Origin of the sequence: Calidifontimicrobium sp. SYSU G02091 (genome assembly GCF_022631395.1) — a bacterium.
GTDB classification, from domain to species: domain Bacteria; phylum Pseudomonadota; class Gammaproteobacteria; order Burkholderiales; family Burkholderiaceae_C; genus Calidifontimicrobium; species Calidifontimicrobium sediminis.
On record NZ_JALBGB010000012.1, the window covers coordinates 1 to 22050 of the forward strand.

Here is a 22050-nt window from a genome sequence, read left to right on the forward strand (position 1 = left end):
GGCCGACAAGCGGCCTGCACACATGCCCACCGGGCTCAACAACCAGGGGAGCATTGTGAGTGTTGTGTTCCACACGAAATGACGAAGGACCCCTTTCGCCCGTAGGGGGCCACATTCCAAGAACCCGTCGGCCACCCGTCGAGACCTTCTCGGATAGACAACCGTTCTGCTTCCGGGACGGCATCGGTCTGAGGCAATCGTCGCCATCGTATCGAGCCTTCGCCATTCGTTGAAGCACGCTTCCCGGCGGGGCGCTGCGCGGGCCGCGATGAAAGCCTCTTCACTGCTCCGCGCCACCCGCTACCCGCGCCCGCGCCTCGCCGCCACCGCCTGCGCCAGCTCGCGCAGCACCGGCTGCGTCTGCTCCCACCCCAGGCACGCGTCGGTGATCGACACGCCCCAGCGCAGCGGCTGGCCGGGGGTCAGGTCCTGGCGGCCTTCGTGCAGGTGGCTCTCGATCATCACGCCGGCCACGCGCCGCTCGCCGGCGGCGATGCGCGCGGCCAGCTCGCGCGCCACGTCGGCTTGGCGGCGGTGGTCCTTGCGGCTGTTGCCGTGGCTGCAGTCGACCATCAGCCGCTCGGGCAGGCCGGCGTCGCGCAGCAGCGCGCATGCGGCATCGACGTGCTCGGGGCCGTAGTTGGGCTCGCGCCCGCCGCGCAGGATCACGTGGCAGTCGGGGTTGCCGCGGGTCTCGAACACGGCGGCCTGGCCCATCTTCGTCATGCCGATGAAGGCGTGCGGCGAGCGCGCGGCGACGATCGCGTCCACCGCCACCTTCACGCTGCCCTCGGTGCCGTTCTTGAAGCCCACCGGGCAGCTCAGCCCCGAGGCGAGCTGGCGGTGGCTCTGGCTCTCGGTCGTGCGCGCGCCGATCGCGCCCCAGCTCACGAGGTCGCTGATGAACTGCGGGCTGAGCAGGTCGAGGAACTCGGTGCCCGCCGGCAGCCCGAGCGCGAGCACGTCGAGCAGCAGCTTGCGCGCGCGCTCGAGCCCCTCGTTGATCGCGAACGTGCCGTCCAGGTGCGGGTCGTTGATGTAGCCCTTCCAGCCCACGGTGGTGCGCGGCTTCTCAAAGTACACGCGCATCACGACGGCGAGGTCGTCGGCCAGCTCGTCGGCCAGCGCCTTCAGCCGCGCGGCGTATTCCAGTGCCTGGTCGTGGTCGTGGATCGAGCACGGCCCCACCACCACCAGCAGCCGGTCGTCGCGGCCGTCGAGCACGGCGGCCACCTGCTCGCGCGTGGCCTCCACCAGCGTCAGCGCGGCCTCGGGCACCGGCAGCTTCTCCTGCAGCAGCGCGGGCGTGATCAGCGGGCGCACGGCGTCGATGCGCGTGTCGTCGATGCGCGTCGTGTCGCGCGTGCTGCCGGGCGCGATGCGCCGGCTGCCCACCTCGCGGTCGTGGCGGGGGTCGTCGAGGGCCGTCATGGGCACGATGGTACGCGGCGGCGGCGGGGCATGCGGGTTCGCCGGCCCTTGTGCGCGGGCGCGGCACCGGCGTACAGTGGCCGCGACCGCGCCGCATCGAAGCGCGTCGTGCAGGAGGAGTCGCCATGCGTCACGTCACGTGGTGGGCCGCTGCTGCGGCCCTGGCCGTCGTGGGCTGCACCTCGCCCGGCCCGGGCGACAAGACCGAGCGCCTGTCGAAGCTGCCGCCCGTCCCGAGCCCGGCCGACAACCCGACGACGCCCGACAAGGTCGCCCTCGGGGCCAAGCTGTGGATCGATCCGCGGCTGTCGGGCAGCGGCAAGATGGCCTGCACCACGTGCCACGTGCGCGAGAAGGGCTGGACCGACGGGCAGGTGCTCTCGCGGCGCGACAACGGCGACATGAACACGCGCCACACGCCGACGATGTACAACGTCGGCTACGCGCAGTCGTTCTACTGGGACGGCCGGGCCCCGACGCTGGAAGCGCAGGTGCTCGCCGCGTGGCGCGTGCAGATCAGCGCCGACCCGGCCAAGGCCACCGAGCGCATCGCGGCGGTGCCGGCGTACGTCGCCGAGTTCCAGAAGGTGTTCGGCACGCCGCCGACGCCCGACGCCGTCGTCAAGGCGCTCGCGGCCTACCTGCGCACCAAGGTCAGCGGCCTGTCGCCGTGGGACCGCCACGAGATGGGGCAGCCCGGTGCGGTGTCGGCCGACGCGCGCGCGGGCTTCGAGCTCTTCATGGGCAAGGCGCGCTGCGCGGTGTGCCACACGCCGCCGGTGTACAGCGACTTCAACTTCCACAACATCGGGCTCGAGGCCGGCAAGCCCAAGCCCGACCCCGGCCGCCAGGCGGTGACGAAGAAGCCCGAAGACGCCTCGGCGTTCAAGACGCCGACGCTGCGCTCGGTCGCGATCTCGGGCCCGTATTTCCACGACGGCAGCCGCGCGACGCTCGAAGAGGCCGTGCGCTACATGGCCAGCGGCGGCGGCGCCGACCCGAACAAGAGCCCGCTGCTGGTCGACACCAAGCTCAACGACACCGAGATCCGCCAGCTCGTCGCGTTCCTGCGGTCGCTGACCAGCGACGAGCCGTACACCGCACCGCGGCTGCCGTGAGCGCGCTTGCCGGCGCGCACGCTGGCGCTCGCGGCCCTCAGGCCGGCGCGGTCCGGCGGCGGTACGTGACGAACGCGAAGCGCGTGCCGTCGGCGGCGGTGCGCGGCTCGCGCGCGACTTCGTCGAACTCGGCGCGGTGCCAGCGCGGGAAGTGCGCGTCGCCGTCGAAGTCGGCGTCGATCTCGGTGAGCACCAGCTCGTCGGCCAGCGGCAGCGCCAGCGCATAGAGCTGCGCGCCGCCGATCACGAACACCTTCGGCGCCTCGGCCAGCCGCGCCAGCGCGTCGGTCAGCGACGCGGCGGCCTCGGCGCCGTCGGCGTGCCACTGGGGGTTGCGCGTGACGACGACGTTGCGCCTGCCGGGCAGCGGGCGGAAGCGTGCGGGCAGCGAGTCCCACGTGCGGCGGCCCATCACGACCGGGCAGCCCATCGTGACCTGACGGAAGTGCGCCATGTCCTGCGGGTCGCGCCACAGCAGTTCGTTGTCGCGGCCGATCGCGCCGTTGCGCGCGACGGCGGCGATCAGCGCGACGGTGGCGGGGCGGGGCGTGCTCATCGGTGTCAGGTCTTGCGTGGTAACAGGGCGCTCGCGATCGCGACGCTGACGCAGACGATGGCCACGAGGTCGGTCCAGCCCGGCCGCTCGCCGACGATCAGCGTCGCGGCCAGCGTGCCGACCACCGGCACCGCCATCACCGAGAACGCGCTCGCCGACGGCGGCAGCTGCCGTGCGAGGCCGAACCAGATGATCTGCGCGTAACCGTAGTTCAGGAACACGCCGTACGCGAGCGAGGCCCACATCGCGGCGCTGAACTGCCACGTCGGCGCCGGCTCGGCGATGGGTGCCACGACCCAGAAGAACGCGGCGCCCATCAGCATCATCCACACCGTGACGGCCTCGGTGGGCAGGGCCGTCTGCGTGCGGCGCATCAGCAGCGTGCCGAGCGCCCAGCTCGCGGCGGCGAGCTGCATCCACAGCACGCCCACCGGGCGGCCGGCGAGCGACGCCAGTTCGTGCGCCGACAGCAGCCCCACCGCGGCGACCGCGGCGACGACGCTGACGTAGACGCGCGCGTGCAGCTTCTCGTGCGCGAGCAGCGCGCCGATCAGCACCGTCCACACCGGCATCGTGAAGCCGAGGATCGACGCGCGCCCCGACGCGAGCTCCTTGAGCCCGAGGATCGAGAAGAAGTGCCAGCCGACGATGTTCGGCAGCGCGAGCCACGCGACGCGGCCCGCCTCGCGCCACGGCAGCCGCATGTCGACGCGCCGCCAGACAAAGAACGCCAGCAGGCACAGCGCGCCGCCGCTCATCGTCACGGCACGGAAGTACAGCGGCGAGAGCTCGCGCAGGCTGAACTTCATCATCGGCCAGTTGACGCCCCACATCAGCGTCAGCAGCACGAGGGCGCCGAGCTGGCGCGAGGTCAGCACGGTGCGGCGGGGATCAGACCGCGACGGGGGCCTTGATCGCCGGGTGGTGCTGGTAGTCCACCACTTCGAAGTCCTCGTACGCGTAGTCGAAGATCGACGGCGGCCGCCGCTTGATGCGCAGCACCGGGTACGGGTAGGGCGTGCGCGCGAGCTGCGTCTCGACCTGCTCGAAGTGGTTGCTGTAGATGTGGCAGTCGCCGCCGGTCCAGACGAAGTCGCCGACGTCGAGGTCGCACTGCTGCGCGAGCATGTGCGTCAGCAGCGCGTAGCTCGCGATGTTGAACGGCACGCCGAGGAAGATGTCGGCGCTGCGCTGGTACAGCTGGCAGCTCAAGCGGCCGTTGGCCACGTAGAACTGGAAGAACGCGTGGCACGGCTGCAGCGCCATCTTCGGCAGGTCGGCGACGTTCCACGCGCTGACGACGATGCGCCGGCTGTCGGGGTTGGTCTTGAGCTGCTCGACGACCTGCGCGATCTGGTCGACGTGGCCGCCGTCGGGCGTCGGCCAGCTGCGCCACTGCACGCCGTAGACCGGGCCGAGCTCGCCGGTGGCGGGGTCGGCCCACTCGTCCCAGATCGTCACGCCGTGTTGCTGCAGCCAGCGCACGTTCGAGTCGCCACGCAGGAACCACAGCAGCTCGTAGACGATGCTCTTGAGGTGCACCTTCTTCGTCGTCACCAGCGGGAAGCCCTCGGCGAGGTCGAAGCGCATCTGGTAGCCGAACACGCTGCGCGTGCCGGTGCCGGTGCGGTCGGCCTTGGCCACGCCCGTCGTGTAGACGTGGCGCATGAAGTCCTCGTACTGCGAGCGGACGGGGCGGGCGGATGTCGTCAAGGGCGTTCCCCGGATGACGGCGGCGGGCGGACTCAGCCCTTCGCGGTGTCGCGCAGGAAGATCTCGACGCGCCGGTTCTTCGCGCGGCCTTCGGGCGTGTCGTTGCTCGCGATCGGCTCGCGCGAGCCGCGGCCGAAGGTCTCGATGCGGCTGGCCGCGACGCCGCGGTCGGTCAGGTAGTCGCGCACGCTGTTGGCGCGGCGCAGCGACAGCGGGTCGTTGACGGCGTCGCTGCCGGTGCTGTCGGTGTGGCCGACGATGCGCACGTACATCGTCGGCTGGTTGCTCAGCCCGTTGGCGAACGCGTCGAGCACCGAGCGCAGCCGCGGCTCGATCGTCGCGCTGCCGGTGGCGAACGAGATGTCGGCGGGCACCTCGAGCTTGAGCTGGTTGTCGGGCGTGCGCGTGACCTGCGCGCCGGTGCCGGCGGTGGCGCGCTCCATCTCGCGGCGCTTGTCTTCCATGCTCTTGGACCACAGGTTGCCGGCCACGGCACCGGCGGCCGCGCCGATCAGCGCGCCCTTGCCGGCGTCGCCGCTCGCGGAGCCGATCACCGCACCGGCGACGGCGCCGATCGCGGCACCGGTGGCGGTGCCCTTCTCGCGCTCGCCGAGCGGGCGGCCGGTGGGCGTCGTCTCGCAGCCGGCGAGCAGTGCGATGGCGGCGGCGAGGGCGGTCGTGCGGATCAGCGGAAGGCGGGTCGTCGTCATGGTCGGCTCCTCGGGTCTGGACGTCGCCGCAGGGCGCGGCGGCACGGCCCGACACTGTACCGGACGCGGTTTGACCGGCCGTCTCGGGGGGCGACGCTGCGGTGGCAGACTCGCCGGCGATGCGGATGCCGTCGATGGGCTGGCTCGGGGCGCTGGTGCTCGCGCTCGTCGCGCTGCTGCTGGCCCTCGTGCTGGCGGTGGTGGTGACGGCGGCGCTGGCCGTCGACGCGGCGCCGGCGGTGGCGACGCGCGACGACGTCTCGCCGGCCGACGTCGAGCGCGCCGTCGCACTGCTGCGCCGGCACGACCCGCGCCAGGCGCCGCCGCGGGCGCTGCGCGGGCTCGCGCTCGGCGAGCGCGACCTCGACCTGCTCGCCGGCCACGCGGCGCAGCGCGCGCTGGGCGCGCACGCGCGCGTGCAGCTGCACGGCGACGCTCAGCCCGCGCGCGCCACGGTGCGCGTCAGCGTGCCGCTGGCGGGCGCGCGCTGGCTCAACGTCGAGCTGCAGTGGCGGCAGGCGGGCGCATGGCCGGTGCTCGAGCGCGTGCGCGTCGGGCGCGTGCCGGTGCCCCCTGCGCTGGCGCTGGCGGCGGCGCGGTGGCTCGCCGCATCGCGCGGCCTGCCGGCCGACGAGGTGCTGCGTGCGCTCGACGACGTCGAGCGCGTCGTGATCACGCCGCAGCGCGTCGTCGTCAGCTACCGGCTCGGCGCCGACACGCTGGCGAGGCTGCGCGCGGCACTCGTCGCCCCGGCGCAGCAGGCACGGCTGCGCGCGCACGCCGAGCGGCTCGCGGCCGTCACGTCGGGCGTGCGCGGCGACGAGGTGTCGCTGGCCGTGCTGCTGCCGCCGCTGTTCGCGCTGGCCGTCGAGCGCAGCGCCGGCGGCGGTGCGGGCGACGACGCGGCGGCCGAGCACCGTGCCGCGCTGCTGGTGCTCGCGCTGTACGCGACGCAACGCCCGCCATCGCTGTGGGTGCCCGGCGCCGAGGCGTGGCCGGCGCCGCGAGCGCTCGCGGTGACGCTGCACGGGCGGCACGACTGGGCGCTGCACTTCCTCGTCTCGGCCGTCGTCGCCGCCGAGGCCGGCACGCCGCTGGCCGACGCGGTGGGGCTGTGGAAAGAGATCGACGACGCGCGCGGCAGCAGCGGCTTCAGCTTCGCCGACCTCGCGGCCGACCGTGCCGGCACGCGCTTCGGCGAGCTCGCGGTGCGCGCGCCGCAGCGCGTGCACGGTGCGCTGGCGCGCGGTGCGACCGACGCCGACCTGATGCCCGACGCGCGCGACCTGCCCGAGTTCCTGACCGACGCCGAGTTCCGGCGCCGCTACGGCGGCGTCGGTGCACCGGCCTACGAGCGGCTGCGCGAGGCGATCGAGGCACGCCTGGCCGCGCTGCCGCTGTACCGCTGAGCCGCTGCGGCGCGCGGTTCAGCCGTCGCGGCCGAACTGCATCGCCGCGAGCCGCGCGTACAGCCCGCCGCGCGCGACGAGCTCGGCGTGCGTGCCGCTGTCGACGATGCGCCCGCCGTCCATCACGACGATGCGGTCGGCGCGCTGCACCGTGGCCAGCCGGTGTGCGATGACGATCGTCGTGCGGTCGGCCATCGCGGCCTCGAGCGCGGCCTGCACGACTCGCTCGCTCTCGGCGTCGAGCGCGCTGGTGGCCTCGTCGAGCAGCAGCAGCGGCGGGTTCTTCAGCATCGCGCGCGCGATCGCGATGCGCTGGCGCTGACCGCCCGACAGGCGCACGCCGCGCTCGCCGAGGAAGGTGCGGTAGCCGTCGGGCAGCGCGGTGATGAAGTCGTGCGCGAACGCGGCCTTCGCGGCGGCGACGACCTCGTCGTCGCTCGCGTCGGGGCGGCCGTAGCGGATGTTGTCCATCGCGTCGGCGCTGAAGACCACGCTGTCCTGCGGCACGATGCCGATGCGCCGGCGCAGCTCGTGCAGCGCCACCGCGCCCACCGGCACGCCGTCGATCGCCACCGTGCCCTGCTGCGCGTCGTAGAAGCGCAGCAGCAGCTGGAACACGGTGCTCTTACCCGCGCCGCTCGGGCCGACGAGCGCGACCGTCTCGCCGGGGCGCACGTCGAGCGTGAAGTCGGCGAGGGCTGCGACCTGCGGGCGCGACGGGTAGTGGAACGTCACGTGCGACAGCGTCACCGCGGCGCCGCCGCGCGAGGGTGGCAGCGGCACCGGCTGCGCCGGCTCGGCGACCGGCGAGCGTGCGGCCAGCAGTTCCATCAGCCGCTCGGTGGCGCCGGCGGCGCGCAGCAGGTCGCCGTAGACCTCCGACAGCACCGCGATCGAGCCGACGAGGATGATCACGTAGACCACCGTCTGCCCGAGGTGGCCGGCGCTGATGCGCCCGGCGAGCACGGCCTGCGTGCCCTGGTACAGCCCCCACAGCAGCGCGCCGAAGGTCGCCGTGATCATGAACGCGACGAGCAGCGAGCGCACGCGCGTGCGCCGCCGCGCGACCTCGAACGCCGCCTCGGTCGCGCGGGCGAAGCGCTGCGCCTCGCGCGCCTCCTGCGTGTAGCTCTGCACCACCGGGATCGCGCCCAGCACTTCGGCGGCGATCGCGCTGGTGTCGGCGACGCGGTCCTGGCTCGCGCGGCTCAGGCGCCGCACGCGCCGGCCGACGTACAGGCTCGGCAGCACGACGAGCACGAGGATGCCCAGCACCTGCGACATCACCCACGGGTTGGTCACCACCAGCATGCCCAGCGCGCCGAGCCCCATCACGGTGTTGCGCAGCCCCAGGCTCAGGCTCGAGCCGACGACGGTCTGCACCAGCGTCGTGTCGGTGGTCAGCCGCGACAGCACCTCGCCGGTCTGCGTCGTCTCGAAGAACTCGGGGCTCTGGCGCACGACGTGCGCGTAGACGGCGTTGCGCAGGTCGGCGGTGACGCGCTCGCCGATCCAGCTGACCATGTAGAAGCGCGCCGCCGAGAACACGCCGAGCGCCGCGCCGACGGCGAAGAGGGCGAGGAAGTGGCCGCGCAGCGCCATCAGCGGCGCGCCGGGCCCGCTGCCGACGAGGCCGTCGTCGATCAGCGACTTCAGCGCGACCGGCAGCACCAGCGTCGCCGCCGCGGCCAGCAGCAGGAACAGCAGCGCCAGCGCGATGCGCCCGCGGTACGGGCGCAGGAACGGCAGCAGCCCCGACAGCGACTTCACGCGCCGCGCCGGCGGCACGGCGTCGCCGGCGCCGGGGGTCGCGGCGCGCGCGACGGCCAGGGTCGACGACGACATGGGGGCAGTGTAGGCGCCACCGTCGCGCGCCGCCCGGCGGTCGCCGCCTCCCGCGCGAACAGGGGGGCGGAGCGCTCGGGTTGGGCGCATGCGGGCGGGGGGTTTGTGGTCGAATAGGCTGCGCGCGGGCGGCCCTGGTCGCCCGCGCGGCCGCCTTTCCGATCGACCCCACGTCCGACGACGCCGTGACCGTTTCGCCTGCCGAGTTCCGCTGGCTGACCTGGCTGCGCGGCGGCGTGCGCCGCTACGGGCGCGTGCCGGTGGCGGCGCTGCTGGCGGCTGCCGGCGTCACGCTGGCGCTGCCGCTGGTGGGCGCTGCGGCGCTGACGGGCGGCGCGGGTGCCGCGGCCGTCGTTGCACTGGCCGCGCTGCTCGCGGCCGTACCGGCGTCGTGGGCCTGCGTGCTCGTCGCCGATCGGTTCGACGAGGCGAGCCGCCGGCTGGCGCTCGCGTCGACGCGCGACGAACTGACCGGACTGCTCAACCGCCGCCACTTCGTCGCGGTGGCCGAGGCCGAGCGCGCACGCTGCCGCCGCTACGACCTCGACGCGGCGCTGCTCGTCGTCGACGCCGACCACTTCGGCAGCCTCGTCGACACGCACGGACGCGAGTGCGGCGAGCGCTACCTGCGCGAGCTCGCGCGCGTCGTCGGGCAGGCGCTGCGCCAGCCCGACGTGCTCGCGCGCTACGACGGCGACGCCTTCGCGGTGTTCCTGCCGCATACCGACCCGCTGGGCGCGCTCGACGTCGCCGAGCGCATCCGCGTGCAAGCCGGTGACCTGCGCGTCGAATGCGAGGGGCTCGCCGTCGGCACGACGGTGTCGATCGGTGTCGCGCCGGTCGGCCCGGGCCACGGCACGCTCGACGCGCTGCTGCTCGACGCCGACGCCGCGCTGCTGGCGGCCAAGCAGGCCGGGCGCAACTGCGTGCGCTCGGTCGGCGCCGCGCGCGGGCGCGCGGGCGGCGCCGCCTCGATCGGCACGCGCAAGCGCGCCGGCCCGGTCTGACCCGTGCAGCCCGGCCTCAGCCGACGACGAGCGCCGGCCGCGCCAGCGTGGCCAGCACCGCCGGCGCGACGAGTCCGCGCGGCAGCACGAGCAGGTCGCAGTGGCGGTCGCGGGCCGCCGCCGCGGCCGCGTCGCCGCTCGCGCGGTGCACCGTCAGCACGCCACCCAGTGCCGCGGCGACCTGTTGCGCAACCTCGCGCGCCTGCGCGGCGACGGGCGAGTCGTCGGTGACGACGGCGATGCGCAGCGGCCGGCGCACCGGCGCGACGCGCGCCAGCGCGGGCGGCCGCACGCCGGCGGTGCCGACGACCATCAGGTCCGACTCGGCGTGCAGTTCGACGACGGCCTGTGCCAGCGCGCCGCGCACCGTGCGCAGCGACCAGCGCACCGCGCGCCGCATCGTCGCGCGCGCGGCGATCTCGCGCAGCCGTGCCAGCTGCGCGCGGTAGCCGCTCTCGACGTCCTGCGGCGCGAAGGCGGTCCACTGCGCGCGGGTCTCGGCCAGCACCTGCGTGAACGGCAGCGCCGCGGCCACGAGCGCCGGCACGCTCTCGACGTAGACCACGTCCAGCGGGCGCTGCAGCTGCTGCGCGAGCGCCGTCGACAGCTCGATCACGTCGGGTGCCGCCGCGGCGTCGTCGAGCAGCGCGAGCACGTGGCGCGGGGCCGGCGCGTTCATTCGTCGTCCCCGTTGCCGTCGCCGACGATCTGGCGGATTTCCATCGGCGCGCCGCGCTTGCGCACGCGCGCCTGGCCGGTGCGGATGCGCGCGTAGTCGCGCAGGCGCCTCGCGATGCGGCCGTTGACGGTGTCGGCACTGGGCTGCGCGGGGTCGCCGGCGGGCATCCCCGTCATCAGCGCGAGCGCATCGTCGACGTGCGCGACGGCGTGGATCGCGAAGCGCCCTGCGGCCACCGCGGCGATCACGTCGTCGCGCAGCATCAGGTGCGACACGTTGGCCTGCGGGATCACGACGCCGTGCGTGCCGTCGAGCCCGCGCGCGGCGCACACGTCGAAGAAGCCCTCGATCTTCTCGTTGACGCCGCCGATGGCCTGCACGTCGCCGAACTGGTTGACCGAGCCGGTGACCGCCAGGCACTGGCGCACCGGCACGTCGGCGATCGACGACAGCAGCGCGACGAGCTCGCCGAGCGACGCGCTGTCGCCCTCGACGAGCCCGTAGGTCTGCTCGAACACGAGGCTGGCGACGATCGAGTGCGGCTGCAGCCGCGTGTAGCGCGACGCGAGGAACGACGACAGGATCAGCACGCCCTTGGCGTGCACCGGCCCGCCCAGGTGCGTCTCGCGCTGCACGTCGATCACTTCGCCGTCGCCCAGGCGCGAGGTCGCGCTGATGCGCGTGGGCATGCCGAACACCTCGTGCCCGACCTCGTAGACCGAAAGACCGTTGACTTGCCCGACGCGCTCGCCGGTGGTCGCGATCAGCAGGATGTCGCGCTGCACCGCGTCGCGCAGCCGCGCGTCGACGCGCGCGGCGCGCTCGCGGCGCGCGGCGATCGCCGCGGCGACGTCGTCGGCCTCGACGCGCGCGCGCTGGCGCGAGCGCGCGACGTGCTCGGCCTCGACCATCACGTCGAGCAGCTGGCGCACCTGTGCCGTGATGCGCTTCGTGTCGCCGGCCAGCCGCACGCCGTGGTCGATCAGCCGCGCCAGCGCCGCCGCGCTGGCGGGCAGGCCCTGCTGCGCGCGCAGCTGCTCGGCGAGCAGGCGCGCGAGCTCGAGCTCGGTGCCCTCGGCGCGCGGCATGTCGTCGTCGAGGTCGGCGACGACGCGGAACAGCTCGTCGAACTCGGGGTCGGCGGCTTGCAGCAGGTGGCACACCCAGCGCTCGCCGACGAGCACGACCTTGACCGCCAGCGGGATCGGCTCGGGCTCGAGCTGCACCGTCGAGATCACGCTGAACATCTCGCCGAGCGACTCGATGCGGATCTCGCGCTTGAGCAGCGCGCGCTTGAGCGCCTGCCACGCGAACGGCTGCTGAAGCAGCTTGACCGCGTCGACGAGCAGGTAGCCGCCGTTGGCCCGGTGCAGCGCGCCGCCCTTGATCAGGCGGAAGTCGGTCAGCAGCGCGCCGAAGCGCGCGATGTGGTCGACGCGGCCGACGAGGTTGGGCACCGACGGCAGGTCGGCCTCGACGATCGGCGCCTGCGGGCTCGCGGCGGCGTCGAGCACGACGTTGACCTCGTAGCGTGCGAGCTCGCCGGGCTTCTCGGCGTGGCTTTCGCCGTCCTCGTCGTCGCGGCCGCGGAAGTCGCCGGCGTTGTCGATCACGTCGGCGCGCACCGCGTCGAGGTAGCTGCAGACCTTGGGCAGGTCAGCGTAGCGCGCCTTGAGTTCGTCGACGGCGTGCTCGACGGCCAGCAGCGTCATCGAGCGGTCGAGCGCGCGCACGCGGTCGGCGTGCTCCTTGCGCATGCGCATGTGCGAGCGCAGCACGCGCAGCAGCTGGTCCTGCACCTCGCCGATGCTCTTCTTGAGCTCCTCGCGGCGTGCCTCGGGCAGCGCCTCGAAGGCCTCGGTCGACATCACTTCACCGTCCTTCTGCGGCGCGAACGTGAAGCCCACCGGCGTGCGGATCATCGCCAGCCCGCGGCGCTGCGCCTCGTCGACGACCTCGGCGAGCGCCTGCTCGGCGCGCTGCTTGAACTCGTCGTTGATGCGCTCGACCTGCGTCGCGTACTCCTCGGAGTCGAACACCGCCGGGATCAGCGTGCGCAGGTCGCGCACGAGTGCGCGCATGTCGTCGCGCAGCTGCGTGCCGCGCCCGGCCGGCAGCTGCAGCGCCACCGGCTGGTGCGGGTGCGCGAAGTTGTTGACGTAGACCCAGTCGCTGCGCGCGGCGCCGTCGCTGGCCACGCGCGCCTCGATCACGTGCCGCGCGAGGCTGCGCCGACCCGAGCCGGGCGGACCCATCACGAACAGGTGGAACGACGGGTGCGCCGCCGCGATGCCGAACTCGACCGCCGCGCGCGCGCGCTCCTGGCCGACGATGGTGCGCGCGGCCTGCGCGGCCTCGGCGAGGGCGGGCTCGAGGCGGGCGGGGTCGCAGCGGGTGGCCAGTTCGGCGGCGGTCAGCAGGCGGGCAGTCATCGGGGTGGCGCGTCGTGGGTCGTCAGGGGGGCAGCGCGAGTGTCGCTCAGGCGGCGCCCCTCGCCGAGCGGGGCGTCGCGCTACAGCTGCAGCCGGCCGGCGTAGCCGGTCATCTCGAGGTAGCCGGCACCCACGCGGCGGCCCGTCGCGTCGCGCAGCTCGCTCAGGCCCTCCCAGTAGATCGCGCCGGTCGAGCCGCGGCTGTCGAGCTCCTGCGCGTCGAGCCGCGGGACGACCTCGAAGCGCCCGGCGGGCGTGTCGATATGCCACTGCACCGGGTAGCGCGCCTGCGACGCGGCGCTCGTCCACGTGCGCCCGGGCGTGAAGTGCACCGCGTCGCGCGCGAAGTCGCGCACCGCGCCGCCCGGCGCGCGGAAGCTGCCCCCAGCCCAGACGGCGCTGCCGTCGGCGCGGCGCAGCTGGAGCGCGGTCAGCGCGCCGCCGTCGTCGAGGTTCATGCCGATCCAGTCCCAGCCGACCGCCTCGGGGTGCAGCAGCGTCTCGCTCCATTCGTGGTCGAGCCAGGCGCGCCCGCGCACGGCGCGCCGTGTCCCGTCGAGCCGCAGCGTGCCGGTGACGGCCAGCTGCGGCTGGCTGTAGTAGTGGCTGGCCTGCTCGGGCTGCGGCCCCTTGCGGCTGAAGCCGGCGTCGCCCTGCAGCAGCAGCGGCTGCGTGCTGGCCAGCTCGAGCTCGAACGCGAAGCCGGCGTCGGCGTCGCCCAGGCGCGCGCGATAGCGGCCGGCCGGGCCGCCGTCCGTGCGCTGCAGCCGCCAGTCGCCCAGTTGCACGCGCGTGTCGTCCAGCGCCGCCGCGGCCGGCCGTGCCGCGGGGTCGCCCGACCAGCGCGCGATGCGCTGTGCGTGGCGCAGCCGGCCGGCGCCGAGGTCGGTGACGGCGGCGTGCGCGAACAGCAGCTGCCGCGGCGCGAAGCGGCTCGTGCTGCCGGCCCAGCGGCCGGCGTCGTCGGCACGCGAGCGGAAAAAGGTGAGCTGGAAGCCGAACGGCGCCGTGCCACCCTCGGCGTCGAGCTGCCCGGTGGCGTACCACCACTCGGTGCGGAATTCGGGGTGCGCGCCGAAGTCGCGCGGGAACACCAGCGCACGGCGCTCGACGCGCGGCACGGCCGGCGCCGCGCGCGCAGCCACCGGGCCGAGCGCGCCGGCCGGCAGCGCGAGCAGCAGCGCGCGCCGTCGCATCACCAGTCCTCCTTGACGGCGAGCACCGCGTCGCGCCCGGCCGCGGCGCGGGCGCTCAGCGCCGCCGTGACGCCGCCGGCGGCGCCCACCGCCGCGACGAGTGCGGCCAGCCGCGCCCACGGCAGCAGCAGCTCCATCGTCCAGTGGAAGCTCTGCGGGTTGACGACCTTCACCAGCACGACCGCCACCGCGAGGCCGAGCGCGAGCCCGACCAGCGCGCCCGCCGCGGTCCACGCCAGCCCCTCGCCGGCGACGACGCCGACGATCTGCCGCCGCGTGAGCCCCAGGTGCACGAGCAGCCCGAACTCGCGCCGGCGCGCCAGCACCTGCGCCGAGAAGCTCGCGGCGACGCCGAACAGCCCGATGCCGATCGCGACCGCCTGCAGGTAGTACGTGACGGCGAAGCTGCGGTCGAAGATGCGCAGCGACACCGCGCGGATCTCGCCCGGCTGCGCGAAGTCGAGCGCCGCGGCGTCGGGTGCGAGCGCGCGGATCGCGGCGATCACCTGGGCCGCGTCGGTGCCCGGCGCGAGCCACAGCGCGAGGTCGTTGCGCCGCGTGTCGCCGCTCACGCGCTGGTAGTCGGCCTCGGCCACCGTGACGGCGCCGAACTGGCGCGCATAGTCGCGCCACACGCCGCGCACCTCGAACGCCACCGCCTCGCCGGCGGGGCCGATCGGCAGCGCGAGCGTCGTACCGGGCCGCGCGTCGTACAGCGCGACCATCGCCTCGCTGACCCACGCGCCGGGCAGCGCGGTGCGTGCCGGCACCGGGGCGTCGACGAGCGGCAGCGCGCGCGCGGGGTCGGCCAGCGGGCGCACGAGCAGCGTCACCGCCGGGCGCTGCGCGTCGAGCTGCAGCGCGCGCTGCCGCGTGGCCTCGACGCGCGCGACGCCGGGCAGTGCGGCCACCGCATCGACGAAGCCGGGCGGCAGGAACGCCGTGTCGGCGGCCGCGCTCGTGGTGGCGCTGCGCGCATAGAGGTCGGCCGGCAGCACGGTGTCGAGCCAGCGCGCGACGCCGTCGCGGAAGCTCGCGACCATCACCGTCAGCGCGACGGCCAGGCTCAGGCTCGCGACGACGCCGGCCACCGCGATCGTCGCGGCCTGCCGCTCGTGGCGCGCGCGCTCGACGGCCAGCAGCGCCAGCGGCTGCGTGCGCGGGTGCCAGCGCGCGAGCACGAGCCCCACCGCCGCCGGCACGCACGCGATGCCGCCCAGCAGCAGCACCGCGACCGAGACGTAGGCCGCGATCGGCAGCCCCCGCCACGGCGGCAGCAGCGCCAGCGCGGCGCCGCACGCGAGCAGCACCGGCCCGAGCCACGCCGGTGCCGCCGGCCCGGCGGTGCCGCCCAGCCCCTTGAGCGCCTGCGCCGGCGCCAGCGCCTGCGCCTGCCACGCCGGCAGCCAGCCGCCGGCCAGCGCGGCGACGACGCCGAGCACCCCAAAGATGGCCGCCGCCGGCCACGAGAACTGCAGCTGCGGTGCGATGCCGGGGAAGTAGCCGCCGCCGAGGTCGCCGGCCAGCCAGCGCAGCGCCAGCGCCGCCAGCGCGGTGCCCACTGCCAGCCCGAGTGCGCTGCCGAGCACGCCAACCAGCGCCGACTCGGCGAGCACGAGGCGGCGCCGCTCGCGCGCCCCCAGCCCGAGCACGCCGAGCAGCGCGAGCTGCGGCGTGCGCTGCGCAACCGACAGCGCGAGCACCGAGAACACGAGGAACGCGCCGACGAACAGCGCCACCAGCGCGAGCACGGTGAGGTTCACGCGGTACGCACGCGACAGGTTCGACACGCGCTGCGTCGCGTCGTCGCTCGACGCCGCGACGACGTCGGCCGGCAGCGCGAGCGCGCGCACGAGCGCCGCAGCGTCGGCGCCGGGCTCGAGCCGCAGGTCGAGGCGCGACAGCCGCCCCTCGAAGCCGAGCTGCTGCTGTGCGGCGGCGACGTCGAGCACGGCCAGCGGCGGGCCGCCGGCGGCCACCGTGCCTGCCACGCGCAGCGCGACGCGGCCGAGGCCGAACTGCAGCGCGAGCGTCTCGCCGCTGTGCAGGCCCAGGCGTTGCTGCGCGGCGGCGTTGAGGAACACGGCGTCGGGCGCGAGGAACGCGGTGCGGCCTTCGCCGTCGGCCACGCGCGGCCACAGCCCCGGTGCGACGCCCGCGACGACGAGCGCGTCGACGCCGACGACCTTCAGCGCGACGCGCTCGCCGGCGCGGTCGAAGGCCTGCGCCTGCGACTCGACGACGGGGCTCGCGACGCGCACGCCGGGCGCGGCGGCCACGCGCTCGTACAGCGCGTCGTCGAAGCCGCCGGGCTGCGCGGCACGCAGGCTCAGGTCGGGCTCGCCGTTGGCCGCGCGCACCGCGGCCGAGAACTCCGAAAGCGCCGACGTGTTGATCAGGTGCACCGAGAACGCGAGCGCGACGCCGAGCAGCACCGCGAGCACCGCGGCGGCCTGCCGCCACGGGTGGTGGCGCCACTCGGGCGCGCTCAGCGTCGCGAGCAGTGCGGGCAGCGGCGCCGGCGCTGCCGTGCGGGTGCCGCGCACAGCGCTGCTTCCGCTCATGCCGGCACGATCCCGGTGGCCGTCAGCCGCAGCACGCGGTCCGCATGCGCGGCGGCGTGCGCCGAGTGCGTGACCATCAGCGCCGCGGTGCCCGCGGCGCGCACCTGCTGCGCGAGCAGCTCGACGATGCGCTCGGCGGTGGCCGGGTCGAGGTTGCCGGTGGGCTCGTCGGCCAGCAGCAGCCGCGGTGCGTGCACCAGCGCGCGCGCGATCGCGACGCGCTGCAGCTGCCCGCCCGACAGCGTGCGCGGCAGCCGCGGCTCGAAGCCGGCGAGCCCGACGGTGGCCAGCATCTGCGCGACGCGCGCCGGGTCGCGGCGGCCGAGCAGCAGCAGCGGCAGCGCGACGTTGTCGCCCACCGTCAGGTGCGGCAGCACGTGGAAGGCCTGGAACACGAAGCCCACCGCGGCGCGGCGCCACGCGGCCTGTGCCGGCTCGGGCAGCGCGGTGACGTCGACGCCGTCGACGACGACGCGCCCGCGCGCCGGCGCGTCGAGCCCGGCGATGCAGTTGAGCAGCGTCGACTTGCCGACGCCCGACTCGCCGAGCAGCGCGACGAACTCGCCGGGCGCGAGCCGCAGGTCGACGCCCTCGAACACGGCGGCCTCGCCGTAGGTCTTGGCCAGCCCCCGCACGTCGAGCACCGGCGGCACGCTCATCGGCGTTCGTCCTCGGCGCGCTGCAGCGCGGCGCGCAGGTCGGCCGCCGCAGTGGCCGCGTCGCAGGCGACGACGCGCCGCCACGGCATGCCGCGCAGCCACGTGAGCTGGCGCTTGGCCAGCTGGCGCGTCGCGGCGACGCCGGTGTCGAGCACGCGCTGGCGCAGCGCGTCGCCGGCCAGGCCCTCGTCGAGCGCCTGCCACGCCTGCCGGTAGCCGACGCAGCGCATCGACGGCAGCCCCAGGTGCAGGTCGCCGCGCGCGCGCAGGCGCCGCACCTCGTCGAGCAGTCCGGCGTCGAGCATCGCCGCGAAGCGCCGCGCGATGCGCTCGTGCAGCCACGCGCGCGAGGCCGGCTCGAGCGCGATCAGCGCGACGTCGGGCGTCGCGTTCGCGGTGCGCCGGTGGTAGCTCGACAGCGGCCGGCCGGTCGCGCGCCAGACCTCGAGCGCGCGCTGGATGCGCTGCGCGTCGTTCGGTGCCAGCCGCGCCGCGGTCGGCGGGTCGACGCGCACGAGCTCGGCGTGCAGCGCCGGCCAGCCGCGCGCGGCCGCCTCGGCGTCGAGCGCGGCGCGGATCGCGGCGTCGGCGGCGGGGATCTCGTCGAGGCCGTCGACGAGCGCCTTGAAGTACAGCATCGTGCCGCCGACCAACAGCGGCAGCGCGCCGCGCGCGGCGATCTCGCCGATCAGCCGCGTCGCGTCGGCGGCGAACTGCGCGGCCGAGTACGGCTGCGCCGGGTCGAGGATGTCGATCAGGTGGTGCGGCACCGCGGCGCGCTCGGCTGCGGAGGGCTTGGCGGTGCCGACGTCCATGCCGCGGTAGACGAGCGCCGAGTCGACGCTGACGATCTCGACCGGGCGGTGCCACGTGGCGGCGATCTCGAGCGCGAGCGCGCTCTTGCCCGACGCCGTCGGCCCGGCGATGCCGACCCAGCGCGGCCGCGTCATGCCGGCGTCATGCGGCCTTCGGCGCGCCACGGGCGCGGCGTGCTCATGCCGCTTTCAGCGCGCCGCGCGGCACGCCGTGGCGCTGCACCAGCGTCCACGCGACGAGCGCGGTCGCGGCAGACCAGAAGCCCACCGTGTAGGCCATCGGGCACACGGTGTCGTCGATCGCGACGCCGAGCCACAGCCCCACCGCGAACGCGGTGACCGCGAGCACGAAGCCGGCCAGCGCCGACGCGACGCCGGCCGCGTGCGGGAACGGGCCGACGGCGCCGGTCTGGCCGCAGGGCTGGTGGATGCCGTGCGCGAACGTGAACAGGCAGTGCGGCACGAGGACGGCCCACACCGTCGCCGCGTCGGCCCAGGCCACCGCGCTCAGCCCCAGCCCGCCGGCCAGCGAGAACAGCGCGCCGCGGCGCACCGTGCCGGTCAGCCCGTGGCGCGGCAGCCAGTGCCGGCATGCGAAGGTGCCCGCCATGTAGGCGACAGAACCGGCGCCGAGCGCGACGCCGTACGCCGCCGGGCTCAGACCGAGCACGCGGATGTAGACGAACGACGACGACGCGAGGATCGTGAACAGCCCGCCGTAGGTGCACGAGGTGAGCACGGCCCACGCGACGAAGGTCGGGTGGCGCAGCACGCCGGCGGCGGTGCGCGCCAGCGGCCCGACGCGCGTGGCCTGCGGGTTGCGCCGCGTGTTCGTCTCGGGCAGCGCGCGCCAGACGAAGACGAGCGTGGCCAGCCCGATCGCCGCGACGGCCGCCAGCGCCGCGCGCCAGCCGCTGGCCGCGGCGAGCACGCCGCCGAGCACGGGGCTCGACAGCGCGATCAGCCCGAGCCCCGACAGCCCCTTGGACATCACGTGCGTGCCCTGGTGCGGCTCGTACAGGTCGCGCACCATCGCGCGCGCACACACCACCGCGGCGGCCATCGTCGCGCCCTGCGCGACGCGCCAGCCCACGAGCACGCCGATCGACGGCGCGAGCGCGGCGCCGACGCTGGCCAGCACGAACAGCGCGAGGCTGCCCAGCAGCACCGGCCGGCGGCCCCAGCGGTCGGCCACCGGGCCCCAGACCAGCTGCGCGAGGCCGAAGGCGAGGATCAGCGCCGACATCGTCAGCTGCGTCGCGCTCATCGGCGCGGCGAGGTCGGCCGCCAGCAGCGGCAGCGCGGGCAGGTACAGGTCGGTCGTGACCGGCTGCAGCCCCAGCAGCAGCGCGAGCGACAGCGCGACGATGTGCGGTGCGACGAGGGCGGCGGGCGCCGCGGCGGCAGCTGGAGGCGCAGACATGGCCGGCAGGGTAGCAGGGCGCGGCGCGCGCCCGGCGTCGAAGGGTCAGTCGCGCAGGCTCCAGCGCCCGTCGACGAGCACCTCGTGCGGGCGGAACTGCGACTTGTAGGCCATCTTCGCGCTGTCGGCGATCCAGTAGCCGAGGTAGACGTATGGCAGCTTGAGCTGGCGCGTCTGTGCGATCTGCCACAGCACGCCGTAGGTGCCATAGCTGGCACCGGGCTCGGGTTCGTAGAACGTGTAGACCGCCGACAGCCCGTCGTTGAGGATGTCGAGGATCGCGACCATCTTCAGCGCGCCGGGCTGGCCGTCGGCGGCCGGTTCGCGGAACTCGACGAGCCGCGAGTTGACGCGGCTTTGCAGCAGGAACTGGGTGTACTGGTCGACGCTGTCGTGGTCCATGCCGCCGCCGGCGTGGCGACCGCTCTGGTAGCGCAGGTACAGCTGGTAGTGCTCGGGCACGAAGCACAGCCGCAGCACGCGCGCCTTCAGGTTCGCGTGCGCCTTCGCGGCGCGGCGCTGGCTGCGGCTGGGCGCGAAGCGCTCGACCGGGATGCGCAGCGGCACGCAGGCGCGGCAGCCGTCGCAGTACGGGCGGTAGGTGAACAGCCCCGAGCGGCGGAACCCGGCGGCCACCAGCCCCGAGTACGCGTCGGCGTGGATCAGGTGGCTCGGCGTGGCGACCTGCGAGCGCGCGAGCCGGCCCGGCAGGTAGCTGCACGGGTAGGGCGCCGTGGCGTAGAACTGCAGCGAGGCGAGCGGGAGCTCTTTCGGGTACGTCACGCGTCGGTGTCGGGGTGCGGGCAGGGCGGGCCGGCGTCGAGCCCGAGCTGCGCCCAGGTCGAGCGATGATAGGTCCAGTCGGCGACCGGCGCGGCCCCGAGGGTGAGCGCCAGGTGGCGCTCGAACTCGGCGCGCGAGACCTCGCGCGCGCCGAACGACGCCAGGTGCGTCGTGTTCTGCTGGCAGTCGATCCAAGGGATCGCGTTCGCGCGGCAGAACGCCACCAGCGCCGCCAGCGCGATCTTCGACGCATCGGTGCGGTGCGCGAACATCGACTCGCCGAAGAACATGCGCCCGAGCGCGACGCCGTACAGCCCGCCGGCCAGCCGGCCGTCGATCCAGCACTCGACGCTGTGCACCTCGCCCTCGGCGTGCCAGTCGGTGTAGGCCGCGATCATCTCGGGCACGATCCAGGTGCCGTCCTGGCCGGCGCGCGGCACGTGCGCGCAGGCGTCGATGACGTCGTCGAACGCGCTGTCGATGCGCACTTCGCACGCCGGGTCGGCAATGAAGCGGCGCAGCGTCTTCTTCAGCGAGCGGCTGAGGCGGAACTCGTCCACCGGCAGCACCATGCGCGGGTCGGGCGCCCACCACAGCGGCGGCTGGCCGGGCGAGAACCACGGGAACACGCCGTGCGCGTAGGCCTCGCGCAGCCGCGCCAGCGTCAGCCGCCCGCCGGCGGCCAGCAGCCCCGGCGCGAGGCTGCCGGGGCCGAGCGCCTGCGACGTCGGCGGCAGCGGCTGCGCGTCGTCGTCGAGCCAAGGCACCGGGGAGGCGCGCACGGTGGCAGACCCCTCGCAGGCGGCGTCAGTAGATCAGGCGGTCCGGGCGGATGTCGCGCAGGATCGTCGTGGCGATCTCCTCGATCGACTTGTGCGTCGAGCTCAGCCACGCGATGCCCTCGCGCTTCATCATCGCCTCGGCGGCGCGCACCTCGTAGCGGCAGTTCTCGATCGACGCGTACTTGCTGTTCGGCCGGCGCTCGTGGCGGATCTGCGCCAGGCGCTCGGGGTCGATCGTCAGACCGAAGCACTTGCGCTTGAACGGGGCCAGCGTGGCCGGGAGCTGACCGCGCTCGAAGTCGTCGGGGATCAGCGGGTAGTTGGCCGCCTTGATGCCGTGCTGCATCGCCAGGTACAGCGACGTCGGCGTCTTGCCGCTGCGGCTGACGCCGATCAGGATCACGTCGGATTCGTCGAGGCTGCGCGCCGACTGGCCGTCGTCGTGCTGCAGCGCAAAGTTGATCGCCTCGATGCGCTCGTGGTACTGCTCGCTCTTGGCGACGTCGGAGAAGCGCCCGATGCGGTGGTTCGACTTGACCTGCAGTTCGGCCTCCAGCGGCTCGACGAAGGTGCGGAACATGTCCATCACCAGCCCCTTGCAGTCGGGGTGGTCGAGCACGGCGCGGATCTCGTCCTCGACCAGCGTGATGAACACGATCGGGCGCTTGCCCTCGCGCTCGGCCGCCTCGTTGATCTCGCGGCGCACCTGCCACGCCTTGTCGACGGTGTCGATGAACGGGCGGCGGATGTGGCGCGGCTTGATCGGGAACTGCGCCAGGATCGAGTTGCCGAAGGTCTCGGCGGTGATGCCGGTGCCGTCGGAGACGTAGAAGACGCTGCGGTTGGGCATCTGAACGGGTGGGTCGGGGGCGACGGCCGGGGAGGAAGCGCGCCCATCATAGGCAATCCTTCTTAGAATCGTCACAAA

Annotated in this window: 19 protein-coding genes; 3 read left to right on the forward strand and 16 right to left on the reverse strand. The window is 74.7% G+C overall.

The features are described from left to right. Window positions 1-300: 300 nt before the first annotated feature. Window positions 301-1431 (reverse strand): 3-deoxy-7-phosphoheptulonate synthase, encoded by a 1131-nt coding sequence (locus MOJ79_RS09175; RefSeq protein WP_241923881.1) that lies wholly within the window; start codon window positions 1429-1431, stop codon window positions 301-303. A 125-nt stretch (window positions 1432-1556) separates the two neighbouring features. On the opposite strand from MOJ79_RS09175, the gene MOJ79_RS09180 reads away from it, so the two are divergent. Then, a complete protein-coding gene (locus MOJ79_RS09180) occupies window positions 1557-2549 on the forward strand; it encodes a cytochrome-c peroxidase (RefSeq protein ID WP_241923882.1) in 993 nt (330 codons plus the stop codon). Window positions 2550-2586: 37 nt separating this feature from the next. Here the strand turns inward: MOJ79_RS09180 and MOJ79_RS09185 are convergent, their stop codons facing one another. The 4 genes from MOJ79_RS09185 to MOJ79_RS19030 are packed head-to-tail and all read right to left on the reverse strand — an operon-like array spanning window position 2587 to window position 5528. Beyond that, window positions 2587-3105: a dihydrofolate reductase gene (locus MOJ79_RS09185; RefSeq protein ID WP_241923883.1), complete on the reverse strand. Its 519-nt coding sequence runs from the start codon at window positions 3103-3105 to the stop codon at window positions 2587-2589. A gap of 5 nt (window positions 3106-3110) precedes the next feature. Further along, window positions 3111-3983, reverse strand: coding sequence for a DMT family transporter (locus MOJ79_RS09190; RefSeq protein WP_241923884.1), 873 nt, complete (start codon window positions 3981-3983; stop codon window positions 3111-3113). A gap of 13 nt (window positions 3984-3996) precedes the next feature. Continuing rightward, the gene (locus MOJ79_RS09195) at window positions 3997-4818 is read right to left on the reverse strand and encodes a thymidylate synthase (RefSeq protein WP_259374407.1); all 822 of its coding nucleotides are present in this window, start codon (window positions 4816-4818) and stop codon (window positions 3997-3999) included. A 32-nt stretch (window positions 4819-4850) separates the two neighbouring features. Beyond that, window positions 4851-5528 (reverse strand): OmpA family protein, encoded by a 678-nt coding sequence (locus MOJ79_RS19030; protein ID WP_272885370.1) that lies wholly within the window; start codon window positions 5526-5528, stop codon window positions 4851-4853. A gap of 119 nt (window positions 5529-5647) precedes the next feature. Here MOJ79_RS19030 and MOJ79_RS09210 point away from each other — a divergent pair, with 119 nt between their 5' ends. Then, on the forward strand, window positions 5648-6937 hold the full coding sequence (locus MOJ79_RS09210) for a hypothetical protein (RefSeq protein ID WP_241923885.1): 1290 nt from the start codon (window positions 5648-5650) through the stop codon (window positions 6935-6937). An 18-nt stretch (window positions 6938-6955) separates the two neighbouring features. On the opposite strand, the gene MOJ79_RS09215 is transcribed toward MOJ79_RS09210, so the two are convergent. Next, entirely contained in the window at window positions 6956-8782 is a 1827-nt protein-coding gene (locus MOJ79_RS09215) for an ABC transporter transmembrane domain-containing protein (RefSeq protein ID WP_241923886.1), read from the reverse strand. 185 nt (window positions 8783-8967) lie between these two features. On the opposite strand from MOJ79_RS09215, the gene MOJ79_RS09220 reads away from it, so the two are divergent. Continuing rightward, complete coding sequence (locus MOJ79_RS09220) at window positions 8968-9789, forward strand: GGDEF domain-containing protein (protein ID WP_241923887.1); 822 nt, start codon at window positions 8968-8970, stop codon at window positions 9787-9789. Window positions 9790-9805: 16 nt separating this feature from the next. Here the strand turns inward: MOJ79_RS09220 and MOJ79_RS09225 are convergent, their stop codons facing one another. The 10 genes from MOJ79_RS09225 to ppsR all read right to left on the reverse strand — a co-directional run bounded on the left by MOJ79_RS09225 (window position 9806) and on the right by ppsR (window position 21972). After that, window positions 9806-10468, reverse strand: a complete 663-nt coding sequence (locus tag MOJ79_RS09225; RefSeq protein ID WP_241923888.1) for a hypothetical protein — start codon at window positions 10466-10468, stop codon at window positions 9806-9808. Further along, window positions 10465-12900, reverse strand: a complete 2436-nt coding sequence (locus MOJ79_RS09230; protein WP_241923889.1) for a Lon protease family protein — start codon at window positions 12898-12900, stop codon at window positions 10465-10467. The genes MOJ79_RS09225 and MOJ79_RS09230 overlap by 4 nt, the downstream gene beginning before the upstream one ends. An 80-nt stretch (window positions 12901-12980) precedes the next feature. Further along, window positions 12981-14096 carry a lipocalin-like domain-containing protein gene (locus tag MOJ79_RS09235; RefSeq protein WP_241923890.1) on the reverse strand — a complete coding sequence of 372 codons (1116 nt, stop codon included), beginning with the start codon at window positions 14094-14096 and terminating at the stop codon, window positions 12981-12983. Continuing rightward, window positions 14096-16660 carry an FtsX-like permease family protein gene (locus tag MOJ79_RS09240; protein ID WP_241923891.1) on the reverse strand — a complete coding sequence of 855 codons (2565 nt, stop codon included), beginning with the start codon at window positions 16658-16660 and terminating at the stop codon, window positions 14096-14098. The genes MOJ79_RS09235 and MOJ79_RS09240 overlap by 1 nt, the downstream gene beginning before the upstream one ends. Then, window positions 16657-17319, reverse strand: coding sequence for an ABC transporter ATP-binding protein (locus tag MOJ79_RS09245; protein ID WP_241923892.1), 663 nt, complete (start codon window positions 17317-17319; stop codon window positions 16657-16659). The genes MOJ79_RS09240 and MOJ79_RS09245 overlap by 4 nt, the downstream gene beginning before the upstream one ends. After that, window positions 17316-18269 carry a tRNA (adenosine(37)-N6)-dimethylallyltransferase MiaA gene (gene miaA / locus MOJ79_RS09250; protein WP_241923893.1) on the reverse strand — a complete coding sequence of 318 codons (954 nt, stop codon included), beginning with the start codon at window positions 18267-18269 and terminating at the stop codon, window positions 17316-17318. Before miaA ends, MOJ79_RS09245 begins: the two co-directional genes overlap by 4 nt. Before the next feature lie 43 nt (window positions 18270-18312). Beyond that, complete coding sequence (locus tag MOJ79_RS09255; protein WP_241923894.1) at window positions 18313-19557, reverse strand: Bcr/CflA family efflux MFS transporter; 1245 nt, start codon at window positions 19555-19557, stop codon at window positions 18313-18315. A 45-nt stretch (window positions 19558-19602) separates the two neighbouring features. Further along, the gene (locus MOJ79_RS09260) at window positions 19603-20340 is read right to left on the reverse strand and encodes an arginyltransferase (protein WP_241923895.1); all 738 of its coding nucleotides are present in this window, start codon (window positions 20338-20340) and stop codon (window positions 19603-19605) included. Beyond that, entirely contained in the window at window positions 20337-21122 is a 786-nt protein-coding gene (gene aat / locus MOJ79_RS09265) for a leucyl/phenylalanyl-tRNA--protein transferase (RefSeq protein WP_241923896.1), read from the reverse strand. Before aat ends, MOJ79_RS09260 begins: the two co-directional genes overlap by 4 nt. A gap of 25 nt (window positions 21123-21147) precedes the next feature. Then, window positions 21148-21972 (reverse strand): posphoenolpyruvate synthetase regulatory kinase/phosphorylase PpsR, encoded by an 825-nt coding sequence (ppsR, locus tag MOJ79_RS09270; RefSeq protein ID WP_119287378.1) that lies wholly within the window; start codon window positions 21970-21972, stop codon window positions 21148-21150. Window positions 21973-22050: the final 78 nt, after the last annotated feature.

Coding starts and splice junctions, on each gene's coding strand:
- MOJ79_RS09175 (WP_241923881.1), bottom strand. CDS start 1,431: ATGACGGCCCTCGACGACCCCCGCCACGACCGCGAGGTGGGCAGCCGG.
- MOJ79_RS09180 (WP_241923882.1), top strand. CDS start 1,557: ATGCGTCACGTCACGTGGTGGGCCGCTGCTGCGGCCCTGGCCGTCGTG.
- MOJ79_RS09185 (WP_241923883.1), bottom strand. CDS start 3,105: ATGAGCACGCCCCGCCCCGCCACCGTCGCGCTGATCGCCGCCGTCGCG.
- MOJ79_RS19030 (WP_272885370.1), bottom strand. CDS start 5,528: ATGACGACGACCCGCCTTCCGCTGATCCGCACGACCGCCCTCGCCGCC.
- MOJ79_RS09210 (WP_241923885.1), top strand. CDS start 5,648: ATGCGGATGCCGTCGATGGGCTGGCTCGGGGCGCTGGTGCTCGCGCTC.
- MOJ79_RS09215 (WP_241923886.1), bottom strand. CDS start 8,782: ATGTCGTCGTCGACCCTGGCCGTCGCGCGCGCCGCGACCCCCGGCGCC.
- MOJ79_RS09225 (WP_241923888.1), bottom strand. CDS start 10,468: ATGAACGCGCCGGCCCCGCGCCACGTGCTCGCGCTGCTCGACGACGCC.
- MOJ79_RS09230 (WP_241923889.1), bottom strand. CDS start 12,900: ATGACTGCCCGCCTGCTGACCGCCGCCGAACTGGCCACCCGCTGCGAC.
- MOJ79_RS09235 (WP_241923890.1), bottom strand. CDS start 14,096: ATGCGACGGCGCGCGCTGCTGCTCGCGCTGCCGGCCGGCGCGCTCGGC.
- MOJ79_RS09240 (WP_241923891.1), bottom strand. CDS start 16,660: ATGAGCGGAAGCAGCGCTGTGCGCGGCACCCGCACGGCAGCGCCGGCG.
- MOJ79_RS09245 (WP_241923892.1), bottom strand. CDS start 17,319: ATGAGCGTGCCGCCGGTGCTCGACGTGCGGGGGCTGGCCAAGACCTAC.
- miaA (WP_241923893.1), bottom strand. CDS start 18,269: ATGACGCGGCCGCGCTGGGTCGGCATCGCCGGGCCGACGGCGTCGGGC.
- MOJ79_RS09255 (WP_241923894.1), bottom strand. CDS start 19,557: ATGTCTGCGCCTCCAGCTGCCGCCGCGGCGCCCGCCGCCCTCGTCGCA.
- ppsR (WP_119287378.1), bottom strand. CDS start 21,972: ATGCCCAACCGCAGCGTCTTCTACGTCTCCGACGGCACCGGCATCACC.